Annotated in this window: 22 protein-coding genes; 7 read left to right on the plus strand and 15 right to left on the minus strand. The window is 32.8% G+C overall.

The features are described from left to right. Positions 1–15: 15 nt before the first annotated feature. Positions 16–2,211 carry a DNA helicase RecQ gene (gene recQ / locus AC3QL1_RS01450; protein ID WP_492494516.1) on the minus strand — a complete coding sequence of 732 codons (2,196 nt, stop codon included), beginning with the start codon at positions 2,209–2,211 and terminating at the stop codon, positions 16–18. A gap of 87 nt (positions 2,212–2,298) precedes the next feature. Here recQ and AC3QL1_RS01455 point away from each other — a divergent pair, with 87 nt between their 5' ends. The 5 genes from AC3QL1_RS01455 to AC3QL1_RS01475 all read left to right on the plus strand — a co-directional run bounded on the left by AC3QL1_RS01455 (position 2,299) and on the right by AC3QL1_RS01475 (position 5,674). Then, on the plus strand, positions 2,299–3,264 hold the full coding sequence (locus AC3QL1_RS01455) for a KpsF/GutQ family sugar-phosphate isomerase (RefSeq protein ID WP_492494518.1): 966 nt from the start codon (positions 2,299–2,301) through the stop codon (positions 3,262–3,264). Beyond that, positions 3,264–4,079 carry a twin-arginine translocase subunit TatC gene (tatC, locus tag AC3QL1_RS01460; protein ID WP_492494520.1) on the plus strand — a complete coding sequence of 272 codons (816 nt, stop codon included), beginning with the start codon at positions 3,264–3,266 and terminating at the stop codon, positions 4,077–4,079. The genes AC3QL1_RS01455 and tatC overlap by 1 nt, the downstream gene beginning before the upstream one ends. Continuing rightward, positions 4,072–4,422 (plus strand): carboxymuconolactone decarboxylase family protein, encoded by a 351-nt coding sequence (locus AC3QL1_RS01465; protein ID WP_492494522.1) that lies wholly within the window; start codon positions 4,072–4,074, stop codon positions 4,420–4,422. The genes tatC and AC3QL1_RS01465 overlap by 8 nt, the downstream gene beginning before the upstream one ends. A 222-nt stretch (positions 4,423–4,644) precedes the next feature. Further along, the gene (gene lptB / locus AC3QL1_RS01470) at positions 4,645–5,385 is read left to right on the plus strand and encodes an LPS export ABC transporter ATP-binding protein (RefSeq protein WP_026982881.1); all 741 of its coding nucleotides are present in this window, start codon (positions 4,645–4,647) and stop codon (positions 5,383–5,385) included. 67 nt (positions 5,386–5,452) lie between these two features. Next, positions 5,453–5,674, plus strand: a complete 222-nt coding sequence (locus AC3QL1_RS01475; RefSeq protein WP_492494524.1) for a DUF5808 domain-containing protein — start codon at positions 5,453–5,455, stop codon at positions 5,672–5,674. A gap of 44 nt (positions 5,675–5,718) precedes the next feature. Here AC3QL1_RS01475 and AC3QL1_RS01480 read toward each other — a convergent pair whose 3' ends face one another. Further along, complete coding sequence (locus tag AC3QL1_RS01480; RefSeq protein WP_492494526.1) at positions 5,719–6,576, minus strand: glycoside hydrolase family 25 protein; 858 nt, start codon at positions 6,574–6,576, stop codon at positions 5,719–5,721. A 10-nt stretch (positions 6,577–6,586) separates the two neighbouring features. After that, complete coding sequence (locus AC3QL1_RS01485) at positions 6,587–7,297, minus strand: CDP-alcohol phosphatidyltransferase family protein (protein WP_492494528.1); 711 nt, start codon at positions 7,295–7,297, stop codon at positions 6,587–6,589. A gap of 190 nt (positions 7,298–7,487) precedes the next feature. On the opposite strand from AC3QL1_RS01485, the gene AC3QL1_RS01490 reads away from it, so the two are divergent. Continuing rightward, positions 7,488–8,552 (plus strand): putative type IX sorting system protein PorV2, encoded by a 1,065-nt coding sequence (locus AC3QL1_RS01490; protein ID WP_492494530.1) that lies wholly within the window; start codon positions 7,488–7,490, stop codon positions 8,550–8,552. A 38-nt stretch (positions 8,553–8,590) separates the two neighbouring features. Further along, entirely contained in the window at positions 8,591–9,727 is a 1,137-nt protein-coding gene (locus AC3QL1_RS01495) for a lipoprotein N-acyltransferase Lnb domain-containing protein (protein ID WP_492494532.1), read from the plus strand. A gap of 1 nt (position 9,728) precedes the next feature. Here the strand turns inward: AC3QL1_RS01495 and AC3QL1_RS01500 are convergent, their stop codons facing one another. The 12 genes from AC3QL1_RS01500 to neuC all read right to left on the minus strand — a co-directional run bounded on the left by AC3QL1_RS01500 (position 9,729) and on the right by neuC (position 24,418). Next, a complete protein-coding gene (locus AC3QL1_RS01500) occupies positions 9,729–11,123 on the minus strand; it encodes an exopolysaccharide biosynthesis polyprenyl glycosylphosphotransferase (RefSeq protein WP_492494534.1) in 1,395 nt (464 codons plus the stop codon). Positions 11,124–11,194: 71 nt separating this feature from the next. Beyond that, entirely contained in the window at positions 11,195–12,538 is a 1,344-nt protein-coding gene (locus AC3QL1_RS01505; RefSeq protein WP_492494536.1) for an O-antigen ligase family protein, read from the minus strand. Positions 12,539–12,540: 2 nt separating this feature from the next. After that, positions 12,541–13,611, minus strand: a complete 1,071-nt coding sequence (locus tag AC3QL1_RS01510; RefSeq protein ID WP_492494538.1) for a glycosyltransferase — start codon at positions 13,609–13,611, stop codon at positions 12,541–12,543. Then, a complete protein-coding gene (locus AC3QL1_RS01515) occupies positions 13,608–14,726 on the minus strand; it encodes a glycosyltransferase (RefSeq protein ID WP_492494540.1) in 1,119 nt (372 codons plus the stop codon). The genes AC3QL1_RS01510 and AC3QL1_RS01515 overlap by 4 nt, the downstream gene beginning before the upstream one ends. Positions 14,727–14,775: 49 nt before the next feature. Next, positions 14,776–15,777: a glycosyltransferase family 2 protein gene (locus AC3QL1_RS01520; protein ID WP_492494542.1), complete on the minus strand. Its 1,002-nt coding sequence runs from the start codon at positions 15,775–15,777 to the stop codon at positions 14,776–14,778. Then, positions 15,774–17,312, minus strand: a complete 1,539-nt coding sequence (locus AC3QL1_RS01525) for a glycosyltransferase family 2 protein (protein ID WP_492494544.1) — start codon at positions 17,310–17,312, stop codon at positions 15,774–15,776. Before AC3QL1_RS01525 ends, AC3QL1_RS01520 begins: the two co-directional genes overlap by 4 nt. Next, on the minus strand, positions 17,309–18,460 hold the full coding sequence (locus AC3QL1_RS01530) for a glycosyltransferase family 4 protein (protein ID WP_492494546.1): 1,152 nt from the start codon (positions 18,458–18,460) through the stop codon (positions 17,309–17,311). The genes AC3QL1_RS01525 and AC3QL1_RS01530 overlap by 4 nt, the downstream gene beginning before the upstream one ends. A gap of 6 nt (positions 18,461–18,466) precedes the next feature. After that, the gene (locus AC3QL1_RS01535) at positions 18,467–19,348 is read right to left on the minus strand and encodes a hypothetical protein (protein WP_492494548.1); all 882 of its coding nucleotides are present in this window, start codon (positions 19,346–19,348) and stop codon (positions 18,467–18,469) included. Further along, on the minus strand, positions 19,348–20,781 hold the full coding sequence (locus tag AC3QL1_RS01540) for an MBOAT family O-acyltransferase (RefSeq protein WP_492494550.1): 1,434 nt from the start codon (positions 20,779–20,781) through the stop codon (positions 19,348–19,350). The genes AC3QL1_RS01535 and AC3QL1_RS01540 overlap by 1 nt, the downstream gene beginning before the upstream one ends. A 36-nt stretch (positions 20,782–20,817) precedes the next feature. Next, on the minus strand, positions 20,818–21,888 hold the full coding sequence (locus tag AC3QL1_RS01545) for a glycosyltransferase family 4 protein (RefSeq protein WP_492494552.1): 1,071 nt from the start codon (positions 21,886–21,888) through the stop codon (positions 20,818–20,820). Beyond that, a complete protein-coding gene (locus AC3QL1_RS01550; RefSeq protein WP_492494554.1) occupies positions 21,881–23,278 on the minus strand; it encodes a CDP-glycerol glycerophosphotransferase family protein in 1,398 nt (465 codons plus the stop codon). Before AC3QL1_RS01550 ends, AC3QL1_RS01545 begins: the two co-directional genes overlap by 8 nt. Positions 23,279–23,293: 15 nt before the next feature. Then, positions 23,294–24,418, minus strand: coding sequence for a UDP-N-acetylglucosamine 2-epimerase (gene neuC, locus AC3QL1_RS01555; RefSeq protein ID WP_492494555.1), 1,125 nt, complete (start codon positions 24,416–24,418; stop codon positions 23,294–23,296). Positions 24,419–24,423: the final 5 nt, after the last annotated feature.

The following is a 24,423-nucleotide window of genomic DNA, read 5'->3' on the forward strand; positions in this document are numbered from 1 at the left end:
GACTGTAAACTTTTCTTAATTCGCTACTTCACTAATAAACTTAATTCGCATTAAGCGTAATTCGTCAATATCATAATCGCCATCGAATTCTTTAAGAGCGTCCTCTATTTTGTCTGATTCTGATTCCATGAAATAATCGTGAATTTCTTCCTGCTGATCATCGTCAAGTAAATCGTCTACCCAATATTTGATGTTTAATTTGGTACCAGCGTAAACGATCTGTTCCATTTCCTTAATCAGAGCGTCCATTGTAAGTCCTTTCGCGGAAGCAATATCATTTAAAGATAATTTACGATCTATATTTTGGATGATGTATAATTTATTGGCAGAATTTACTCCGGTAGATTTCACCACTAAATCATCCGGACGAATAATATCATTATCTTCTACATAACGGCTAATCAGGGTTACAAATTCACCTCCGTATTTTTTTGCTTTTCCTTCACCAACTCCGTGAATGTTGTATAATTCTGTTAAAGTAATTGGATATTTTAAAGCCATATCTTCAAGAGAAGGATCCTGAAAAACTACAAATGGAGGAACTCCCAGTTTTTTGGCTACTTTTTTTCGCAGTTCGCGCAACATTCCCATTAAAACTTCATCGGCTGTACCGGATGATTTTGATGCTGTTACAATTGCTTCGTCTTCAGATTCGCTATATTCGTGATCTTCAGACATCATAAACGAAACCGGATGTTTAATAAAATCCAATCCCGCTTTGGTAATTTTTATGATTCCGTATGTTTCAATATCTTTTGATAAATAACCGGAAACCAAAACTTGTCTAAGCAAAGCCATCCAATATTTTTCGTCATGCTCTGAACCTGAACCAAAAAACGGTTGTGTATCTGTTTTATGTGCTTTAATTACGGCATTTATTCTACCTATTAATGTAAAGACAATTTCTTTTGATTTGTAAATGTGTTTGGTATCGCGAACAATCTCCAATAATTTAACGGCTTGATCTTTGGCTTCGATTTTGTTTTTAGGATTTCGAACGTTGTCATCCATATCTGCGCCTTCTCCGGTTTCACTGTCAAATTCTTCACCAAAATAATGCAGCAGGAACTTTCTGCGCGACATTGAGGTTTCGGCGTAAGCCACAACTTCCTGCAATAAGGCAAAACCAATTTCCTGTTCTGCCACCGGTTTTCCGGACATGAATTTTTCCAGCTTTTCTACATCTTTATAAGAGTAATATGCCAAACAATGTCCTTCTCCTCCATCTCGTCCGGCACGACCAGTTTCCTGATAATAACTTTCTAATGATTTTGGAATGTCGTGATGAATTACAAAACGCACATCGGGTTTGTCGATTCCCATTCCGAAGGCGATTGTTGCCACCACAACATCTACATCTTCCATCAAAAACATATCCTGATGTTTGGCGCGGGTTTTTGCGTCTAAACCTGCGTGATACGGTACGGCGCTAATTCCGTTTACTTGTAAAACTTCGGCAATCGATTCTACTTTTTTACGGCTTAAACAGTAAATAATTCCTGATTTGCCTTTGTGCTGTTTGATAAATCGAATAATATCCGATTCTATATTTTTAGTTTTTGTACGAACTTCGTAGTATAAATTAGGTCTGTTAAACGATGCTTTAAAAGTATTCGCATCAGACATGTCCAGATTTTTAAGAATATCTTCCTGAACTTTTGGGGTTGCGGTTGCAGTAAGTCCAATAATAGGAACCTGCCCTAATTGTTTTATAATATTTTTCAGATTTCGGTATTCCGGCCTAAAATCATGACCCCATTCTGAAATACAATGCGCTTCATCAATAGCCACAAATGAAATTGGCACACTTTGCAAAAAGGCGACATATTCTTCTTTTGTTAAAGATTCAGGAGCAACATATAATAGTTTGGTTAAACCAGATGTGATATCTTTTTTAACCTGTGCAATTTCTGTTTTAGTAAGAGAGGAATTTAAAACATGCGCAATTCCGTTTTCTGAAGAAAGGCTTCTGATAGCATCAACCTGATTTTTCATCAAAGCAATTAAAGGAGAAACAACAATAGCCGTTCCGTCCTGAATTAAAGCGGGTAATTGATAACAAAGAGACTTTCCACCGCCTGTTGGCATAATTACAAAAGTATTAGTCTTACCTAAAATACTCGTAATGACTTGCTCCTGCAAGCCTTTAAATTGGCTAAAGCCGAAATACTTCTTTAATTCCTTGTGTATTTCAATTTCGTTTGAATTCATTCTTTATATTAATGGATATTTTGTATAAATTTGCAACACATAAAGATACAACTTTCTTTTATACATACAAATTTTAAATATTCTGTTTTGATCACAAAAGAAAATATATTGGCTATCGCCAAAAAAACAATACTCTCTGAAAGTGAAGCAATTACAAAGCTAATTGATTTTCTTGATGAAAATTTCTTCGAAGCAACCCAACGTATTTACGAAACCAAAGGTCGATTGATCGTTACAGGCATCGGAAAAAGCGCCATTATCGCACAAAAAATGGTCGCTACTTTTAACTCCACCGGAACTCCTTCTATGTTTCTTCATGCTTCAGAAGCGATCCATGGGGATTTGGGTATGATTCAGAAAGAAGACATCATTATTTGCATTTCAAAAAGCGGAAACAGTCCTGAGATAAAAGTTCTTGTTCCGTTATTAAAACGTTTTGGAAATATCTTAATTGCCATTACCGGAAATATAACTTCGTCATTAGCCAAAGGTTCTGATTATGTTTTAAATACAACCGTAGACATGGAAGCGTGCCCGATAAACCTGGCGCCAACAAACAGTACAACGGCACAACTTGTTATGGGTGATGCTCTTGCAGTTTGCTTAATGGAAATGCGTGATTTTAAACCCGAAGATTTTGCGGTGTATCATCCAGGCGGGGCTTTAGGAAAAAAATTATTGCTTCGCGTAAAAGATATGATCGAGCATTCATTAAAACCTCAGGTTACTCCGGATACTTCGGTTAAAAAGGTAATTTTTGAAATCTCAGAAAAAAGATTAGGTGTAACAGCCGTTATTGAAGATGATAAAATTATCGGAATTATCACTGACGGAGACATCCGAAGAATGCTAAATGACGTAGATACTATTGCAGACTTAACGGCGAAGGATATAATGTCAAAAAATCCTAAATTAGTATCATCCGAAACTATGGCTGTTGATGCGTTGAATATTTTAGAAGATTTTTCGATAACGCAACTTATTGTTGCTGACAACGGCGAGTACAAAGGCGTATTACATTTACATGACATTTTAAAAGAAGGAATCGTATAATGGCAAAAAAGAACCTTGGCGAGATGTCATTTTTAGACCATCTTGAAGAATTAAGATGGTTATTGGTCAGAAGCACAATTGCAATATGCATTATGGCATTTGTAACTTATTTTATAAGTGATTATTTATTTGATCAGATTATTTTAGGCCCAATCAGACCTACATTTTTTACTTACGTTTGGTTTTGCGATTTATCTCATCAATTGGGTTTTGCTGACAGCATTTGTATTACCGAACTGAATTTCATTATTCAGAATACAGAGATGGAAGGACAGGTAAATATTTTTGTATGGATGTGTCTTTTGGCAGGTTTCATTTTGAGTTTCCCTTATATTTTATGGGAACTTTGGAAATTCATCAGTCCGGCACTTTATGAGAAAGAAAGAAAAAATGCAAAAGTATTCATCTTCACTTCTTCATTGCTTTTCTTTTTAGGCGTATTATTTGGTTATTATATCGTAATTCCAATGTCTGTCAATTTCGTGGCTACTTTTTCTATTAGTGATGTTGTAAAAAATCAATTTACCCTGGAATCTTATATGGGAATGGTAAAAACAAGTATACTTGCAAGCGGATTGTTTTTTGAATTGCCAATTATCATTTATTTCTTAACAAAACTGGGACTTGTAACTCCTGATTTTTTAAGAAAATATTGGAAATATGCTGTGATCATTATTTTAATTATTGCAGCAATCGTAACACCTCCGGATGTTGTAAGCCAGACTATTGTGGCAATACCAATGTTGATTATCTACGAGGTAAGTATCCTGATTTCAAGGATTGTTTATAGAAATAAATTAAAAGAAAATGTCTGATATCATACAAGAATTTAACGACTATCGTTCTAAAATGAACGAAAAATTATTAGCTGACAATAATAAAATTGTAAAGAGAATTTTTAATCTTGACACCAATGCTTATGCGCCAGGAGCTCTTGATGTAAAAACAAAAGAACTTTTAGGATTAGTAGCATCTGCGGTTTTGCGTTGTGATGATTGTGTAAAATATCATCTGGAAACCAGCCACAAAGAAGGTGTTACCAAAGAAGAAATGATGGAAGCAATGGGAATCGCAACTTTGGTTGGAGGAACAATCGTAATTCCGCATTTAAGAAGAGCTTATGAATTTTGGGAAGCTCTTGAAGAGAATGGCAATTAGAAAATGTGCCAATTTGATAATTAGATAATTTTCTAAAATGCTCTAATTATTTGATTCTGAAATAAAAACTCTAAATTTTGAAAACGCAATAATTTGTTAATTGATTTATAGGATTGATTATTTTACATTTATTTTGCCTTTCATATTAAATTATAAAATTGAATCTGAGTTAGTTTTTAAATTATCTCATTTTCTAATTATCTAATTATCTAATTGAACTAAATGAAGCTAAGAGCCGATAATTTAATCAAAACCTATAAAGGACGAAGTGTTGTAAAAGGAATTTCTGTTGAAGTAAATCAAGGAGAAATTGTTGGGCTTTTGGGACCAAACGGTGCCGGAAAAACAACTTCATTTTATATGATTGTGGGATTGGTAAAACCAAATCAGGGAAATATTTACCTTGATGATTTGAATATAACTGATTATCCGATGTATAAACGTGCTCAACAGGGAATTGGTTATTTAGCGCAGGAAGCTTCTGTTTTCAGAAAACTAAGCATCGAAGATAATATTTTGAGTGTTTTGCAATTGACTAAACTTTCGAAAGAAGAGCAAATTGCTAAAATGGAAAGTCTGATCGAAGAATTCAGTTTAGAACATATTCGTACCAATAGAGGTGATTTACTTTCGGGAGGAGAACGCCGTCGTACTGAAATTGCGCGTGCTTTGGCAACAGATCCGAAATTTATTTTATTGGATGAGCCTTTCGCAGGAGTTGACCCTGTTGCGGTTGAAGATATCCAACGAATTGTAGCACAGCTAAAAAACAAGAATATCGGAATTTTAATTACGGATCACAACGTTCAGGAAACTTTAGCGATTACAGACAAAACGTATTTGATGTTTGAAGGAGGAATTCTGAAAGCCGGAATTCCGGAAGAATTGGTTGAAGATGAAATGGTTCGCCGTGTTTATCTTGGACAAAACTTCGAACTTCGTAAAAAGAAATTAGAATTCTAAATAAGTATACAGTCTCAGTTTTCAGTCTCAGTGAAAACTGAAAACTGTGACTGTAAACTATAAACAAATGATTCCACAAAAACCAACTCAGGAAGATTATAATAATTGGCATCAAGATCCAAAAAATTGGTATTTAGGATTTTTGTATTACAATCCGAAAGATAAAAGGTTGCTCGCTCCAAAAAGAATATGGCAGCTTGGTTTAACAGTAAATCTTGCCAACCCATATTCTATTTTCATTGTCCTGGCATTATTCGCAATAATTATTCTTGCACTTTTATCAAAATAAACTAATCAAAAAGGACGCTGAAAACTGCGACTGAAAACTGAAAACTACTCAACTGTTATAAACTGCAATTGCTGTAAATCGCCGTTATAGATATTTACATCAACGCGATGCTCTATTCCCGGTAAAGATGCTTTTTCTGTAAACTGCCAAAAAAGCCAGTCATCTTCAATTTTTTCTCTGTAGAAATTGTAATTGGCAATCCAAAACAAATATTCGCTGAATTCTTCTTTTAAAAAATCGCTGTAATATCGTTCTCCGGTATAAATTATCGGGCGAACCTGATAATGGTTTTCCACTTTTGTTAACCAGCGTTTTAGTCCTTTTTTCAAACTATCCAAAGATTGATTTTTAGGTAATTTTTCGATATCCAAAACGGGCGGCAAATCGCCTTTTTTTAATTTTACGGTTTTAATAAACAGATTTGCCTGTTCGATCGAATTTTCATTTGGACGATAATAATGATAGGCGCCACGCATAATTTTATTTTCTTTGGCTCCATCCCAATTTTTCTGAAATTGCTTATCCACTCTGTCATTTCCGGCAGTTGCGCGAATAAAAACAAAACTTACAGGATATTTTTCTTCTAAAATCTCAACTTCATCCCAATCGACTTCTCCCTGAAATTCAGAGACATCAATACCAATTACTTTTCCTTTATGATTTTCTAAAACCTGAATATTTCTAACGTCCGAAAGGTGTTTATCTACCTCATCTTCTTCTAAAACTTTTCCGGATTTAAAACCAAGGTAAAAAGCCAATCCAGCACGATAATGATAAATCGTGCATAAGAAAACAAGTATCAGACAAGAATATAAAATAAAGCGAATAGTTCTGCTAAAAACAGATCTTTTGGGTTTTGCTTTAGAATAAGAATTTCGTCGTGTAGTGGTTTTTCTTGCCATTCAAATAAAACTACTTTTTCAAAAACATATTATTAACAACCGATAACAACACATAAAATATGATGATTAACGGAATTGCGATGTAATGAAGCGTTACGACTAATAGCAAGGAAATTAATAAAAATACTATTTGCAGAACATTATCCTTTACAGTATACTTCTTTACTTTTAAAGCAAACAACGGAATTTCTGCATTCATTACATAAGCACTGCATAATGTAATAACTAGTAAAACCCACTGATTGGTTAAAATTTCCAACATTAACAACGAATCTGAAAATTGTAAAACTAAAGGCAAACTTAAAATAAAAAGTGCATTTGCCGGAGTTGGCAAGCCAATAAATGAATCGGTTTGACGGGTGTCAATATTAAAGTTGGCTAATCTGTAGCAAGCACCTAAAGTTACAATGAATCCTAAAAACGGAATCGCTGGATTTGTTCCCAATTCGTGTGCGCTGTTTGTAAACAAACTAAACATTACATAACCCGGAACAACGCCGCTGGTTACCATGTCTGCCAATGAATCTAATTGTAATCCAAGCGGACTTGAAACTTTAAATAATCGGGCAAAAAAACCATCAAAAAAATCAAAAAAGATTCCCAAACAAACAAAGTAAAAAGCCATTTCGTAATTGCCTTCGGAAACGAAAACAACTGCGATACAACCACAAAATAGATTAATTAATGTAATTAAGTTTGGAATGTGTTTTTTGATATTCATCTTTTATAAAATTTGATAATGGTAAGCACAAATTTAGCATAATAACTATATGAAAAGGGAGTTTTTGAAAGAGTTTTTTATTTCAAATTCCCAGTTTTACAATATTTCTCAAAAGGAAGAAATTAGATGAGTAAAATATTATATTTTTGATAAAAATTAAAACAGACTTCGGTTTGCAAAAAAATATCCTTTGAAGAAACTTTTTGGGCTTTTATTATTTTGGAGTTGCACACAATATGCACAAACAGTTCGAAAATATTCGAATGAGTTTATGAATATTGGCGTTGACGCTGCAGCATTAGGAATGTCGAGCGCCGTAGTTGCTTCTACAGAAGACGTAAACTCTGTTTATTGGAATCCGGCGGGTTTAATGCATCTCGAAGATCATCAGATTTCGTTGATGCACGCCAATTATTTTGCCAATATCGCACAATACGATTATATTGGTTACGCAAGTCCGATTGATGACAGAAGTGCCTGGGGAATTTCGATGATTCGTTTTGGTGTTGATGACATCCTGAATACAACGGAATTAATTGACAGTCAAGGAAATATCGATTACGACAGGATTAGTTTATTCTCAACCGCCGATTATGGTTTTACCTTTTCATACGCCAGAAAATTACCTGTTGAAGGTTTTCAATATGGTGTAAATGCAAAGATTATTCGTCGTGTTATTGGAAAATTTGCTAATTCATGGGGTTTTGGTTTTGATTTTGGTTTGCAGTTGGAAAAAAACGACTGGAAATTTGGCTTGATGCTTCGCGATATTACGACGACTTATAATGTATGGAATATTGATGAAGAAGAGTATCAAAAAATTGCCAATGCCATTCCGGGAGAAAACAGCGAATTGCCTGAAAGTACCGAAATTACGCTGCCAAAAGCACAATTAGGAGTTTCAAAAAAGATAGAATTCCATAATGATTACAGCCTTTTGGTTGCCACAAACCTCAACATGCGTTTTGAGCAGACAAATGATATTATTTCATCAAAAGTAGTGAGTATTGATCCTGCTGTAGGTTTTGAATTTGGCTACACTGATCTCGTTTTTTTACGAGCCGGAGCTGGAAATTTCCAAAATGTAACGCAACTGGACAATACAGAAAAAATAAATTTTCAGCCCAATATTGGTTTGGGATTTAAATACAAAGGCATTCAGGTCGATTATGCTTTAACAGATTTAGGAAACCAAAGTACTGCTTTGTATTCGAATATTTTTTCTTTGAAAGTAGATTTAGGTATCTTTAGATAATAATTACAAAACCATCAAACTTCTTAAAATTTTTAATCATGAAAAAAGTCAATTTTAAAACACTTTTTAATTTATTACTATTACTAAGTTTCAGTATTGGTTTTAGCCAAAGTTTACCTTTATCAAAGGATGCCAAAATTAGCGTGCTTACTTGCGGTTTAGGCAACGAAACATATTCGTATTTCGGTCATACGGCAATTAGGGTTTCCGATCCTGCAAATAATATTGATGTGGTTTATAATTATGGAGCGTTTGATTTTAGAACTCCCAATTTTGTTGCAAAATTTACCAAAGGAGATTTACAGTATTTTGTAATTACACATTCGTTTCCTGAATTTATTGAGGAATACAATATTGAAAAAAGAAGCGTTTTTGAACAAGAATTACTTATTCCGCTTGATTTAAAACAAAAGCTTTTTGACAAATTAAATGCAACCTTACTTTCTGAAGATCGTTACTATACTTATAAATTTATTGACAAAAATTGTACTTCGATGGTTGTTGATATCATTAATACAACTTTGGGCGGCAATGTAATTGTAAAAAAAGGCGACACGAATATTACATACAGATCTATTTTATATCCTTATTTTGATGGTCATTTTTACGAAAAATTAGGAACAAGTATCATCTTCGGAACAAAAGTAGATCAGTTAGGAAACAGAATATTTTTGCCTTTTGAATTAAAGAACAGCTTAGAAAAAGTACACTTTCAAAATAAACCTTTAGCCGCTAAAAGTAAAACACTTATCCTTTTCGAAAAAGAAACGCCAACTTCATGGTGGAATAACATATACTCTTACCTCATTATTCTGGCGTTTGTTGTTTTAATGCACAACAGGGCCATCGACAAAACTTACCTTTTGATCTTATCCTTAATGGGAATCTTTTTTGTTTCTGTTGGATTTTATTCTTTCCATCAAGAACTATCAATGAACTATAACGTACTTTTATTTAGTCCGCTTTTATTGGTTTTGATTTTTCTTTCTATCGCAAAAAACAAAAGATGGACGTATCGATTTGCCGTTTTACATTTGATATTCCTGATTATCTACAGCATTTTCATGATCAACAAAGCCCATTTTATTATTGTTTTACCAATGATAATTACAAGCGGTTTTGTTTTGGTACGAGTAGCAATACGCAACAAAAAACGTATTCCGATTATTATCTAAACTATTGTCCGCGATAAAAAACGATTGTGGTAATAGTTTTGAAAGTTATGCTCAAATCCAGAAATATGCTTCGGTGTTTGATGTAATATAAATCATATTGCAGTTTGATTAAACTCTCTTCTATAGATTCGCCGTATGAATAATTTACCTGCGCCCAACCTGTCAAACCTGGTTTAATAACATGCCTTGTTTCATAAAACGGCATAATCTGCGCGATTTCGTTAACAAAAAAAGGTCGTTCCGGTCTTGGGCCAATAACCGCCATATCTCCTCTTAAAACATTGAAAAACTGAGGCAGTTCGTCGATTCTTGATTTACGCATAAATTTTCCGAATGGCGTTATGCGTTTATCAGAAGAAGTTGCGAAAACTGCTCCGTTTACTTCTGAATTTTCAACCATTGTTCTGAATTTATAGATTTTAAAAACATATCCGTTTTTACCCACTCGCTCTTGGGTGTAGAATAATTTTCCTTTGTTTCCCAAAAGATTTGCAATTGATATAAATGGAATCAAAAACAGACACATTAGTAACCCTAAAGAAGAGAAAAAGAACTCAAGAATCCGGCCTAATAATAAATATAGTTTATTGTTATTACTTCGGCTAAAAGGGAAAAAACGATAAAAATCCCTGGCAATATACTGAACCGGAATTCGCTGGGTTTTGCTTTCATATACTTGTGTATATTCACGAATAATATTTCCGGATTGCAGTAAATGCAACAATTGCTGGTATAAATCAGCTGTAATTCCTTCTGTTTTTTGAGAGGCGATTACAATTTCAGCAACATCATTTTTTATTACAAAATCTTCCAGGCTTTCCTTATTGATTTCTTTTACATAATGAAAATCCAAATCTCTTTCGCAAACAGAATCTGAATTTACAAAACCAATTATTTTATAATGCGGATCTACGTTTTCTAGTCCTAAAACGAGTTCTTCAACCTGATTTTGATCGCATATTAAAACGACATTCTGAACAAAGCGATGCGAGGCTAGGAAATAAACGTAAATATATCTCCAGGATAATAAAGCAAACAAAACAGCAAAATAAAATATAACTATTGCAATTCTGTTTTTTGGTAACTCGGGCGATAAAATTGGAGTTAGAAGATAAACCGATACGGTTGTTGTTGCGGTAAAAACAGTGCTCTTAAGAATCTGAAACTGGTTACTGGCAACTTGCAGGTTGTACATTTCGAAAATGGATCCGAACATGTATACATAAGCGATTAAAACAATTTCCCAGTAATAATTGGCGATTGAAAACTGAAAATACTGGAAATTAAAGAGCAGGTTAAGGAGATAAAGGGTGAACAGCACAAAACATGCATCAAAAACATGCAGCAATACCTTCCGCTCCGATATCTCGAAATGAATTTTCTTTTTTGTAAACATTGGTTTATTTGGTTTTGGTTTGGGGCTAAAACTTGAAACAAATGTATTATAAAAAAAAGAATATAAAGTACCTAATTTTCAGGTTTTTCAGGAATTTTCACATGAACTGTGAGAAGTGACAAAGCATAAACAAATGCAGGAGCCGCTGTACGCATGGCAGCGTGGTTTATAGTAAGTAGCCAGAAAAGATAAAATGAGAAAAAATATAAATGCTGCCTATTATCTATATACAGAACAATTGGTGTGATAAATAATATTAAAAGGCCTAAAACTCCAAATAATCCATGTTCGCTTAACATACGTGTTATTTCATTATGCGAAGCTGCTTCTATACTAAATATTTCTTTTCGAAGCTGTTTTCCCATTCCTGCTCCGATTCCTAAAACAGGATTGTCTATAAAAATCTTTATTTCAGAGTCAATAATTTCCTCCCTGCCTCCTAAACGATCCTTTTTATTTTTTCCTAAAGCATCTTTATTTGCATAACGTTTGTCAATTAACCCTCCCGTTTCTGCAGAAGTATAGGTCCAGATTGCGGCTCCCATTACTCCTGTCAGAATAAAAACCAGACCAAATTTACTTTTGCCTTTTGCATTTGAAAAATAAAACAGGACGAGCAGCAAACAAATAATCATCACAACAGCTGTTATAACTCCTCCTCTCGAAAACGTAACAATTGCTCTATAACTCACCAACAGCAGCAATATTCCGTTTAAAATCATTTCTTTTTTTGTTTTTGAAAACAAAATTAACTGAGTAAAAAATATAAATATTCCCAATCCTAAAACTGTAGAAACCTGATTAGGACCAAAACCTCCCGAAGTTTCAAAATTAGATTGTGTTCCTGTAACAACGTCTTTTACACTCGGATTGTACAGAAACAAATAAACCGTGGTTGCAAAAATCGGCAATCCCATCGCGACAACCAGATTTTGGAGATCAGAAAACAAAATCTTTCTTTTAAACATGTATATGGCGCTAATTGCCAAACATACGGGACCGGATAAATTAAAGACTATGGACTTTTTAACATCTACATTATAATAATTAGTCGTCATTGACGTAATTAATATTCCCGGAATTAATAATATGAGGAAAAACCAATAAATAAAGGCATTGGTTGAAAAATTACTGTATATCATACCGAGAATCATGAAAACTATAACGCTGATTTTGATATACTCATTATTAAAATTCCCGCCTGTCATTCGCAAAAGAACCTCAACACCAATCATATATGCTGCAACTAAAAGCACTTCATTATTTCTGTTTCCGGTTCTGTAAACAATAAAGAAACCAACTAAGGGAATCAAAAGTGCAAAAATTTTAGATAAAAAAGGCAAAGCAAAAACTGCAAAAGCAATTATAGCGTGGGCTATAACAAGATAAGTATATGATATTTTGATGCTTTTCATTCTTACTTTTGATATTCTAGAATTAACTTTTCTATTACGATTTCCTGAGAATACGTTTCAATAACAGATTGTTTGAAATTATTTCCTAATGTTTTTCTCCATGATTCATTTTCAATCAAAAGTGATAATTGATTTTTTAAATCTGCAATAGAAAAAGGGCTGAACAAAAGACCGCTAAAACCTTCTTTTATGATAATCGGACAATATCCTACATTTGTTGATAAAACTGCTAAATTTTCTAAAGCGTATTCAAGTAAAGTCACAGGAAATCCTTCTTCTGTTGAGGCCAAAACTCCTATTGCAACTTGTGACAGGATGTTTTTTATATCACTTTTGGCTCCGTACAAATGTATGTGATTATTTAGAAAATTAGAGTCGATATAATTTTTAATTATTTCCGAATAGGAATCAAAATAATCTTTACCAATTAGGTGCAGGCTCCAGTCAGAATCCTGTAATTTTAATTCATGGAAGGCTTTTACAACTAAAATATGATTCTTCGGATTTTTTAAGTTTGCCAAAAAAACAATTCTCTTTCCTTCAGTTCCTTTTAAAACAGTTATTTCTTTGGAAACATTATGAGAAGCCGTAAAATTAGGAATAAATGTTACCCTGGAACACTTCATGTTTTTTTCGCTCCATTCTTTTAACTGAAGATTTACCACAAAAATGGAAGAAAAAAAAGCAGATGCCGCTATTAAAAATCTATTTTGTTTCTTAGTTTCTTTGGCTCTTGTACCGTAATGATCGTGCCATACAATTTTAATATTGGGCATAATCAACTTTACTAAAACGGCAATAAAAAACGAAGAACTATGCGCGTGAATGATTTCGACTTTATTCTCTTTACAATATTTTCTTAATCTAAAAACGGCTTTTAAATCAATGCTTTTCTTTTTCTGCAGGAATAAATAAGAAACTTTTGAATGTATCTGATTTTTCAGCGCTCCTTCTTTTCGTGTGGCAACTAGACCTGAAAATGATATTTTATCAGCCAGTGCATTGGCATAATTCACAGCCATTCTTTCTGCTCCGCCAGCATCTAAAGAATCTATGATTTGTATGATTCTCATTTTACTAAAAGCTTTTTAATTTCAGATTCAAAAACGTCTGTTGTGTAATGCTGCGACCAGTTCATTGCTAATTTGCTTTTAACAGAAAATCCGGTTTCGTCATCCAATATTTGCGTTATTAAATTAACATCGTTTTCTAAATCCATATCTACTAAAATACCTCTATTGCCGTAATCGAGCATAAAAGGAACACAAGAAACTTTAGTAGCAACAGGAACACATCCCCAAAACATACCTTCGGCAACGGCTTTTGGCCATCCCTCACTTTTAGAAGGCAATAATACAAAATGGCTTTTTTTGTATGCTTGTTTTACTATTTCCTTATTTTGATTTCCTTCTAAAAAAACAAAATTCTCAAGCTGATTTTTTTTGATGTAATCTTCCAGCGCATTTCTCTCAATTCCTTCTCCGTATAAGCGCAGAACTGCTTTTTTTTCGTTTTTATTTAATCGTTCGATTAATTGAATTGCATACAACGGGTTTTTACCGGTAACTAAACTTCCAACAAAAATAAATTCGGCAATTGAATCCAGTTTTTTTGTTTCAGGAATTTCTTTTTCGGCTTCAGAATAAGTTGCTGTAAAAAATGATTTGATATTTTCAGATTGATTTTTCCAATCTCCGTAAACCAAAACCTGCATGTTGCGCGTCAAAAAAGTACTATTCAAAATATACTTTTGCAATCGATACGTCCACGGCTGCTGACTTTTTGGATCCCAGTTTCCAGCGTATTTTGTCGTTTTTATTTTCTTGGGAAATAAAACCTGAACCATACAACCCAATAATCCAATATTTCCCGGACATCTTAAATGAATATGATCTGCATTTTTCATTGCCCAAAAGATTTTCCAAAAAATAAATGGCAGTTTAAATAACGAAACTAAATTATTCTTTAGACTGGTAAAACTTATAGTGGGTACTTTTCTTAAATCAATTTTAGAATGATTGTACGGAATATCAATCGCCGTAAGTTCTTTTTCTGATAAACATCCAACAACGATTACTTCATCAACATATTTTAACCAAATATTCATCTCAAGCACATACGGTGCGTAACCAAAATACTGATTTTCGTGCTTAACATGATTGATGTGAGTGATTATTGCTAATTTCATTTATATTGAATATCTGCTTTTTAAGATTTTAAACTAAAACTTTTTAGAATCATTTTCTTTCTTTGGGTTTATCAAGAAATAAACTCCACCAGCCAACAGTTCTGCCTATTGCTTCTGTAAAAGCTTCTTTTTTATTACTTTCTGTAAAAACATTTGTAAATCGAATAATGGTCAATAAAATTGTAATGGCATTCCATTTAAAACGATCTTTAAACCCCGGATTTCGATTTTTAACTCTCCAGACAAACCAGCCGTTTCTTACGACCATTTTGCCATATTGATATTTATTTGGTCTTCCTGAACTATCATGAAAATGAGATAATCTGGCATTTGTATTCATCACATTTTTACCAAACTGCAACGCTCTTATACTAAAATCTGCATCTTCATATAATCCGTAACCTTCAAAAAATCTGGAAAATTTGATATGTTCAAAAAGAGATTTTCTAAAGGACATTGACATACCAATCAGCAAATCTACATCATACGTTTTTCCTGTTAACGGAAATCCGCAGGTTCTTCCATGCGAATAGTCAGGCATTTTTCCCGGCCCCATATTCGATGCAAGTCCAAAATAATTTCGCACTACATTTCTTAATCCTTCTTTATAAAAATATCCTTCAAATAAATAATATCTTTTAGGATTATAAGAAACATCCGGTTGTTGAAGTTTCCATTTATTTTCATTGATGGCAACGCCGCCAACACCCACAATATTTTGATCTTCCTGAAATGTTTTTATAATTTCATTAAAATAATCCGGTTCTAAAAGCGTATCATCATCTAAAAAACATAGAACTTCTGAATAAATATCAGCTTTTGAAATTCCGAAATTTCGTTGTTTCGTAAGTCCTCTTGTTTCTTCAGGAACTAGAAAGTATTTTAAATTCTTAAATTGATTTTCGCTTAAAATATTTTCCGTTTCTTTATTTGAAGAACCGTCGATAATCAGAATTTCGTCAGGATATAGTATCTGTTCCTGAACCGATTGCAATAGTTTAAACAAAGGTTCAGCACGCATATAAGTACAAATAATTAAAGAAAATTTCATGAGTTATGAATTAATTTATTTGCCCAGTAACAACTCTGTTTCCATTCCTTTTTAAAATTTAAAAAATATTTTAATGGATTTTTAATAGACTGATTAGGATAGTATTTATAGAAAAAAATTGTTCTGTATCCGTTTCGCTGCTCTTTAGTTTCATGCAATATTTTATACAGCATAATTGTCGGAGACGGTTTTGGCATAACGGGATCATTTGACCACGCTAATGTAGGTTTAATTCTAAAACCTCCGCTTGGTGCCTTTAAATGAACAATTTCAGGATTAGGAAAATATAAAATATCATATCCCTGATTTCTAATCTGCATTCCAAAATCTGAATCTTCGCCATAACCAAATTCAAATTTGTCATTAAATTTTACTTTTTCCAATATTTCAGAATGCATAAAACTATTTCCTGATCCAAATATCGAAGATTGGTTTATATGAATATTTGTCTTTTTCTCATGTGGCTGAATATAAGAAGTCGATCCTGTTTTTACTCCGAATTTCTCTAAGTTCAAAAATATATCTTTCAACAAATCAGGTCCAAATCTGTTATCATCATCATTAAGAAAAACCCATTCACTTATAACCTGACTCAACGCAACATTTCTTGCGTTGCATGCTCCCATTCGGTGTGTAAAAGTATGTTTAATTTCAAAAGGCCACTTTTCTTCTGTGAGATAATCAAGTTCTGATGTGCTGCTAATTTCAGGATTTTGCTCGACAATTATAACGCGTTCAGGCAAAATAGTTTGTTGCGATAAATCCAGTAAAACATCATGCAAATATTGTTTTCTTCCTATGGTTGGAATAATAACATCTATTGTTCCTGAATCAATTACTTTTAGTGATGATTGTACTTTTATCGCGTTTATGTTAATGTTGCTGTTGTTTCTGTTCTTAAAAAAGATACTATAAACTAAAGCAATAAACGGAAATCTAAATTCGTAAATCATTAAATTTAAAAACAATAAAAAGATCCATCTTGTTTTATAATGTTGTTTTACAAATTTAAAAAGGGTAAAACTTGAAGGTTTTGCTTTAAAAACCAAATCATTTTTACTTAATAATTTAGGTTCAGAATAACACAATAATCCTAAATGCATACAAACTTTGGCTATTGAAGTTAAGTAATAATCAAAATCTGAATCAGTTTTTATTTTTCCTTTTACAGCCAACAAAACATCTGCATGAATTACGCCCGCCAAACTGCTCATTTGCCATGTTGGATACGTAACTTTTTTATTAACGGCTATAAACGGTGACTCATCGATATAGCCTATTTTTCGACCTAAAAAATTGTTTTCAGGATTATAGGACAACATCATTTTATGATGATGAAATGCCTCTTTTATGGCTTCTAAATTTAAAGAGTTTTCATAATTTTGATGGCACCATACTATTTTTGACTGCGGATATTTTACAGCTAAATCTACAAATACAGCAGCAATATCAGCTTTTTTATTGAATGGTAAAATCTCATTATCTGCAGAAATAACCTTCGTTACTTTTTTCTGATTATGATATAACAGGATCAAAACTTTGCTATTATAGATTTATAAAATTCGATATTTTGTTTTGCCAGAACCTGTATGTCAAAAAATGATTCTACTTTTTTTCTGGCCGATTTTCCCATTTCCACACACAAATTTGCATCATTCAAAAGTGTATCAATTCGTTTTGAAAAAAGATCATGATCTGTTGGATGTGCTAAAAAACCAGACTTTTCATCATCAATCATTTCTTTGGCCCAGCCAACGTTTGAAGCCACAATTGGTATTTCCATCGCCATCGCTTCTAACCAGGAAACCGGAAAAGCTTCTGCAAAAGAAGGAAAAACGCAAACTGAAGCATCCTGGATTTTTTCTTTTATTTCGGCATAAGGAACGCTTCCTAAATATTCTACATTCTGCTTTGCTTTCTCTGAGAATAATTCCTGCATCATTTGCCATGTCGAGCTATTTCCCGAAATAATATCCGGAACATCTTTACCTATCAAAATCAATTTGGCATCCGGATTATTTTCAACTACTTTATTAAAAATCAAAGGCAATTCGAGAAGTCCTTTTTTTCGAATTAAACTTCCAAAATAGATAATGCTTTTTTCTTTTTGAACACTTTGATTATTCGGCTGAAATAAACTTGCATCAATAGGATTTGGAATAATCGTAAAATGTTTTTTTAAACCAAAAACAGCATTTGTTGTATCTGCCGTAAACTGACTGACAGACAATAATGCATCTGCTTTTTTTAAAGCTCTTTTTTCATGAAATTTATTGATCCATTTTACAGAACGGTTATCCAAATGGCAAAAATAAGTATCTGATCCGTTTAAGCGAATAATCAGCGGGCAGGATTTTGGATTTATAAAAGATGAAATTCCTGTCCAGTCAGGGGCTTCTACTAAATCAAGTTCCTTTTCTGAATATAACTTGTCAATAATATTTTCGAGTTTTTTTCGTGTAAGCCACCAGGATAAACCTTTAAATTTTACATTTTTTATTTGCTGAACTAAAACACCGTTATCATCAAAAAGAGCATCTTCTTTTTGTGCATAAACCAAAATCCTAACTGAAACGCCTTGTGCCAAAAGACCAATCGCAAGATTTTTAATACTGGTACCAATTCCTCCGGAACTTCCGGTTTTAGGATGTGGATATTCTGGAGTTAAAAATGCTATTTTCACGGTTTATTATTTCTTAAAAAAGTCTTTTATAATTCTGGCTGTAAACATTTTTGCCCCTTGATCCGTCATATGTCCGCAAGACGAAAAATATTTGTTTTCGACTACGACATTTTCATAATTATGAATTTCCGGATAAGCTTTTTTTACTTTATCAAAATAATTCATTCCTACTACATTTTCGCACATCGGCGTCATTACTGCGATGAAATTAATATGATTGGCTTTGCACATATTTTTTATTTCTTCGTAATATTTATTATGCTTCAACGGTTTTAAATTGGTAATATTATTTTTCATATTTCCGTTTTTGTGTTTCTCCAACGGATAATATCCCAAATTATCGAGAGCATTTGTTTTTTTATGTAACAACGTAAAAAATGTTTCTCTAAATCCTATTTTCCCATCATATTTAATATATCTGTAAAAAGGAATATAATATAATTCATTAAAGTTTTCCTGTGAAGAAAAATGATCTTTTATCACTTTTGAATTGTGAATGTATGGCAAGAATTTAGCAGAAATCCCCTCAGCTTCATGATCGTTAGAAAGATTTAAATCGGCTTCGAGAATTACGTTTTTAATCTCATATTTTCTCTCGATCATTAATTTCAATAGTAAAGAAGCTTCAAATAAATGTCCTCCGCTCATTCCGTAATTAAAGGTTTTTAAGCCTTTGTCTTCAAGCATTTGAGCAACAAAATGATTATTGGCACGAGATGAACCTAAAATAACCACATCAAATTTTTGAGGTTTTGAGTTAAAAACAGTTTCTATTTTACCTCTATTCGAAGATTGTAAAAAGACATACGTATAAAGTCCGTCCAAAACTATAGCGATCAAAATCGTGATCACAATAATTTTAACTGTATAAATTAGAAATTTCTTCATTAAAACTGAAAATATATAAATTCTTTATAATCTGAAAAAGTTCCGAAAGCCATTATAGCCAATATTGCCAAAGACAGTTTCAAAAGGCTTCCTTTTCCTGAAAGAGGTTCTATTTTGTTGCGGTTATTCCATTCGATCAGAACAAAAATTCCAATCATAAGCAACAGTTCGTAACTATATCTTTCATTGTCCAGATATTGAAATTTGAAATCATGATTGGTAATCACTCTTTTTAAATACAAAATTGCGTCTGTAATTGTCTTCGCCCTAAAAAATACCCAGGCGACGCAGGTCAGGAAAAAAGTATAAAAAATACTCAATATTACTTTTATCGAATTAAAATTAAATTTCAATTCAATCGCATCCATATTATTTCGGTTACTGTTTGATAGTAACAGCGGCAAAAAATAAACCGCGTTTATAAATCCCCAGGCCAAATACGTCCAATTTGCTCCATGCCAAAATCCGCTGACTACAAAAATGATAAACGTGTTTCTGATTTTCATCCAGATTCCGCCTTTGCTTCCGCCTAACGGAATATATAAATAATCACGAAACCACGATGAAAGCGAAATATGCCAGCGGCGCCAAAACTCGGCAATATCTCTGGAGAAATAAGGATAATTGAAGTTTCGCAATAAATCTAATCCAAATAGTTTTGAAACTCCCAACGCAATATCTGAATAACCTGAAAAATCGCCATAAATCTGAAAGGCAAAATAAATGGCTCCCAATATTAAGGAGAATGAATTCATTGATGTGTAATTATCAAAAATTGCGTTTGCATAAGTCGCGCAGGTATCTGCAATAATCACTTTTTTGACTAATCCCCAAACGATTTGATAGATTCCCTCTTTGGCTTTTTCTAAATCAAATTCTCTTTTTACTTTTATTTCAGGGAGTAAATGTGTGGCTCTTTCTATTGGCCCGGCAACTAAAAGCGGAAAATAACTCACAAATAATGAATAGTCTACAAAGTTGTATTCGGCTTTTATTCGTTTGTAATAAATGTCGATTACGTATGATAATCCGTGGAAAGTATAAAATGAAATTCCGACAGGAAGAATCACATTCAATAAAATTGGGCTTGCTTTAAATCCGGCAGAATTCAATAAATCTGAGAAAGATGCCGCAAAAAAGTTGTAGTATTTAAAAATGCCCAGAAAACCTAAATTGACCAAAATACTAAGCCAGAACCAAAATTTTCGACTTCTTTCTGACTTTCCTTTTTCAATTTGAATTCCCGTATAATAATCCAGAAATGTAGAAAAAACCAATAAAAACAAAAATCTCCAATCCCAACAAGAATAAAAATAATAACTGGCAACGATTAATAAGGCGTTTTGAGTGCTTTTGGTTTTATTAAAAACAAACCAATACAAGAAAAAAACGATTGGCAAAAAAATAGCAAATGCTATGGAGTTAAAAAACATCTGTGGTACTTATGAAATTTTAAATTTATGGTTTTCTTATAAAATTAGTCTGAAATGATTTTCTACCATTTTTGGCAAAGAAAAGGAATTGGCAATTAATTCCCTTGTATTAACAGATATCTTTTTGTTTCCTAAGTAAATATCTTCGAGAATTTTGGTTAATGCCCTGATGTCTTTTGCCTCGAATATGTATCCGTTTTCTGCATTAGAAATTACTTCTGTATTTCCGCCAACAGCAGTTGTAATTACGGGAACATTTGCGGCAAGACTTTCCAGGATTGACAAACTAAAGCATTCCATATGTGTGGGTTGTAACATATAATCATATTGAAAAAATATCTCGTTTAGGTTTGCTTTGCTTCCCATAAATACAAAACATTTTTCGAGAGCATATTTTTGAATTTTCTCAGTTAATTGTTTTTTATAAGGTCCGTCTCCGTAAATTGTTATTTTAATTTCTTCTTTTATTTGAGTTGGAAGATTATTTACAGCTTCTATCAAATCCTGAATCCCTTTTGATTCCCTAAGATGTGAGGCAACCAAAAAACTTGGTTTTATATCGTTTCTGGTGTTTCTGACTAAAATGCTGTCTAAAATAACGCCATTATAAATGGTTCTGGTTTTCGATTTTAAATGAGAACCAAAATCTTCTAAAATTGCATTTACGGTATAATTTGATACACCAATAAAGAGATTCGTATATCTGGAGAATAAAATTCCTTTTACTCTTTTGTTTATTCTTTTTTTGAATGGATATCCGTTCAAAGGTCGCGGATTATGATCGACGGCAATAATTTTTGCTTTTGAAAGTTTGCTTATTTTGTAGAAAAACGGAGTACATAATTCTACAAAATGAGTTATAATATGCGAATATTCCGGTTGATGCTTTTTGCAAAAAGAAAGAAAATTGCTTTCAACGCTTTCTGTTTTGCTGTTATAAATGGTCAAATTAGAATATTCGCCATGATTTGAAGTATTAGGAAAAAACCAGTCAACTTCAATATTATTCTCTTTACATTTTTTATCAAAATCCCAGAAAAAATAATCCATACCTCCTACTCTTTCAGGAAGTAATTCATAGTTACAAAGTATGGCTATTTTAGTCATGAAATGAGACTAAAGTTTTAGCAATTCGTTCGCTTGTTCCTTCCAGTTTTTTTCCAATTTGCAAATCAATCATTGCTTTTCTATCTGTTTTTCTTTCGTTAGGATTATTAAAAGTCTGATTAATCTGGTCGATTAATTCCTGTTTATTTTTAGCGATTGTTACAGCATTACCATCTATAACTTTCTTATAATGGTTATAATTTAAAAATCTCTGGTCATTGTAAAGACCGTTTTTTTGATTTCCAAAAACAGTATTAATTACCGGTTTATCAAACAGCATAAAATCTAAACTCATTGTAGAACACATATTGATGCTTAAATCGGCATTTTCTAATAATGATCTTAAATCTGTAATATCTTCATCACTTGGAATTCGCTGTGACCAGCTTTCCTGATGATTTTCTCTGGTCAGAATCCATTTTGGAACATTCCAGATAATTTCCGGAAATTCATCACGAATCGATTTGAATCTGCTGTCATCTTCGGCCGGGGAAGTACGCACTAAAAGCTGTACTTCTGCCTGTATCTCATTATTTCGAATCGCTTCGGCAATAGTTTTAATAACAATTGGGTCATTTGGTCCAATTGTAACATCGGCACAACTGTAACAGATTATTTTTTTTGTGCTGTTTAATCCAAATTTAGAAAGAAAGTTTTCTCTCGATGATTTATATTTATCCAGAACATAAGGTTCAAACTGAGGTGTTCCGACAACCTGAACTTCCTCATTTTTTACATTTGGATAAAAGTAAAGCAGCTCTTCTTTCATTAAATTACTCCAAACCAAAAAATTGTTAAACGTTCCTAACATTCTTCCTTTTGAAGCTAAATTATCCCAACTAAAAATAAAAGTGCTTGTTGGAATTTTCATTTGAATCGCTGCATACAAAAACGGCGCTAAATAAGGCGGACGCTGATGCGTAAAAAACAAATGCGAAGGATTATCTTTTTTAAGAATTTCGATATATTCTTTGGTAATTTTATTTTTTGAAAAAGATGAAAATTGAAGTTTCTCGGCTAATAAAATACTTGAATTTGAGTTTATAAGACTCGTAAACGAATAAATGCTTTTTACAAACAAAGAACGAACTGAATTGCTTTTAGGATAACCCGAAACCAAATTATCATTCATTCCGTAAAAGGATTTATATTTTTTTAAATGAGCGATTTCTTTCCATTTTCTAAAAGCCCATGTTGATTTTCCTTCTGTAAAAACAGCCAGTTCTTTTATTTCAAGTTTTGAATTATTGAAATTCTGATAACAACTTTCTGGCAAACCGGAATAAATGATAATTTTATCAAATTGTTTCACTGCTTCCGTAATGAAATCACTCATGACAAAATTTCTGTATCCTACTCCGTCAGTTATTACTATTCCTAATTTTTTCATTTAATTATGATCAGATTATTTAAAATCTCTAAATTGTTTTTGATGATTCAGTTGCCAAATATCCGCTTTTTGAATGCTTTTTAGAAATAATTCATTGCTGTTTCCTTCGCCAAAATCATCTTCGACAATTTGCACTTTATGAGAATCAATAATGGAAAGCGCTTCTTTTATTCCTTTTTCAGTATAATCCGTATTGATAATATCGGCGTGAACTGCCCTGTTTTGCTGGCGTGTTCCGATATTAATAATTGGAATTCCGTAATAAGGAGCTTCCCGGATTCCTGCGCTGCTGTTGCCAATGATAAACTGACTGTTTTTTAGTAAAGTCAGAAAATATTCGAAACGCAAGGAAGGAAAAATTCTAAATCTCGGATTTTCTTTCAGTTTTTCATAAGCTTCTATAATAAACTGGCTTCCTAAATCATTATTTGGAAATATGACGATATAATTGTGATTGTCCTGCAATAAGGAATCGACGAAGGTTTCTGCATATTTTTGCATCTCCTTAATTTCGGTCGTTACAGGATGAAACATGACAATGGCATATTTTTCAAAATCTATTTTATAATAGGCTTTTGCGACTTCTAAATCCGGCAATTGATCTGAAAACATGATGTCGATATCCGGAGAACCAATTGTAAAAATTGATTCTTTGATTTCACCCATTTGCAGCAATCTTTTTGCCGCTTGTTTGTTTGAAACAAAATGAATGTGACTTAATTTACTCACGCTGTGGCGAATTAATTCATCAACGGTTCCCGAAACTTCTCCGCCTTCTATATGCGAAACTAAAATATTATTAAGCGATCCTACAATTGCGCCTGCAAGGGTTTCTACACGGTCACCATGCACGACAATCATATCCGGTTTTATGTCTTTGCAATAATTTGATAATCCTTCGATGGTTTTTGCCAATGTTAAATCCATCGTGGTTTCGTGCGTGTGATTTTCGAATGTAAAAACATTTTTAAAATTACAGCGTTCGATCTCAATCAAAGTATAACCATATACTTCCTGTAAATGCATTCCGGTTACAAACACAAAAACTTCGAATTCCGGCTGTTTTTCCAGAATCGAAATAAGTGATTTTATTTTGCCAAAATCGGCACGTGTTCCTGTTAGGAAAAGGATTTTTTTCATTTACA

The organism is Flavobacterium sp. GW823-FHT04A11 (assembly GCF_058796535.1).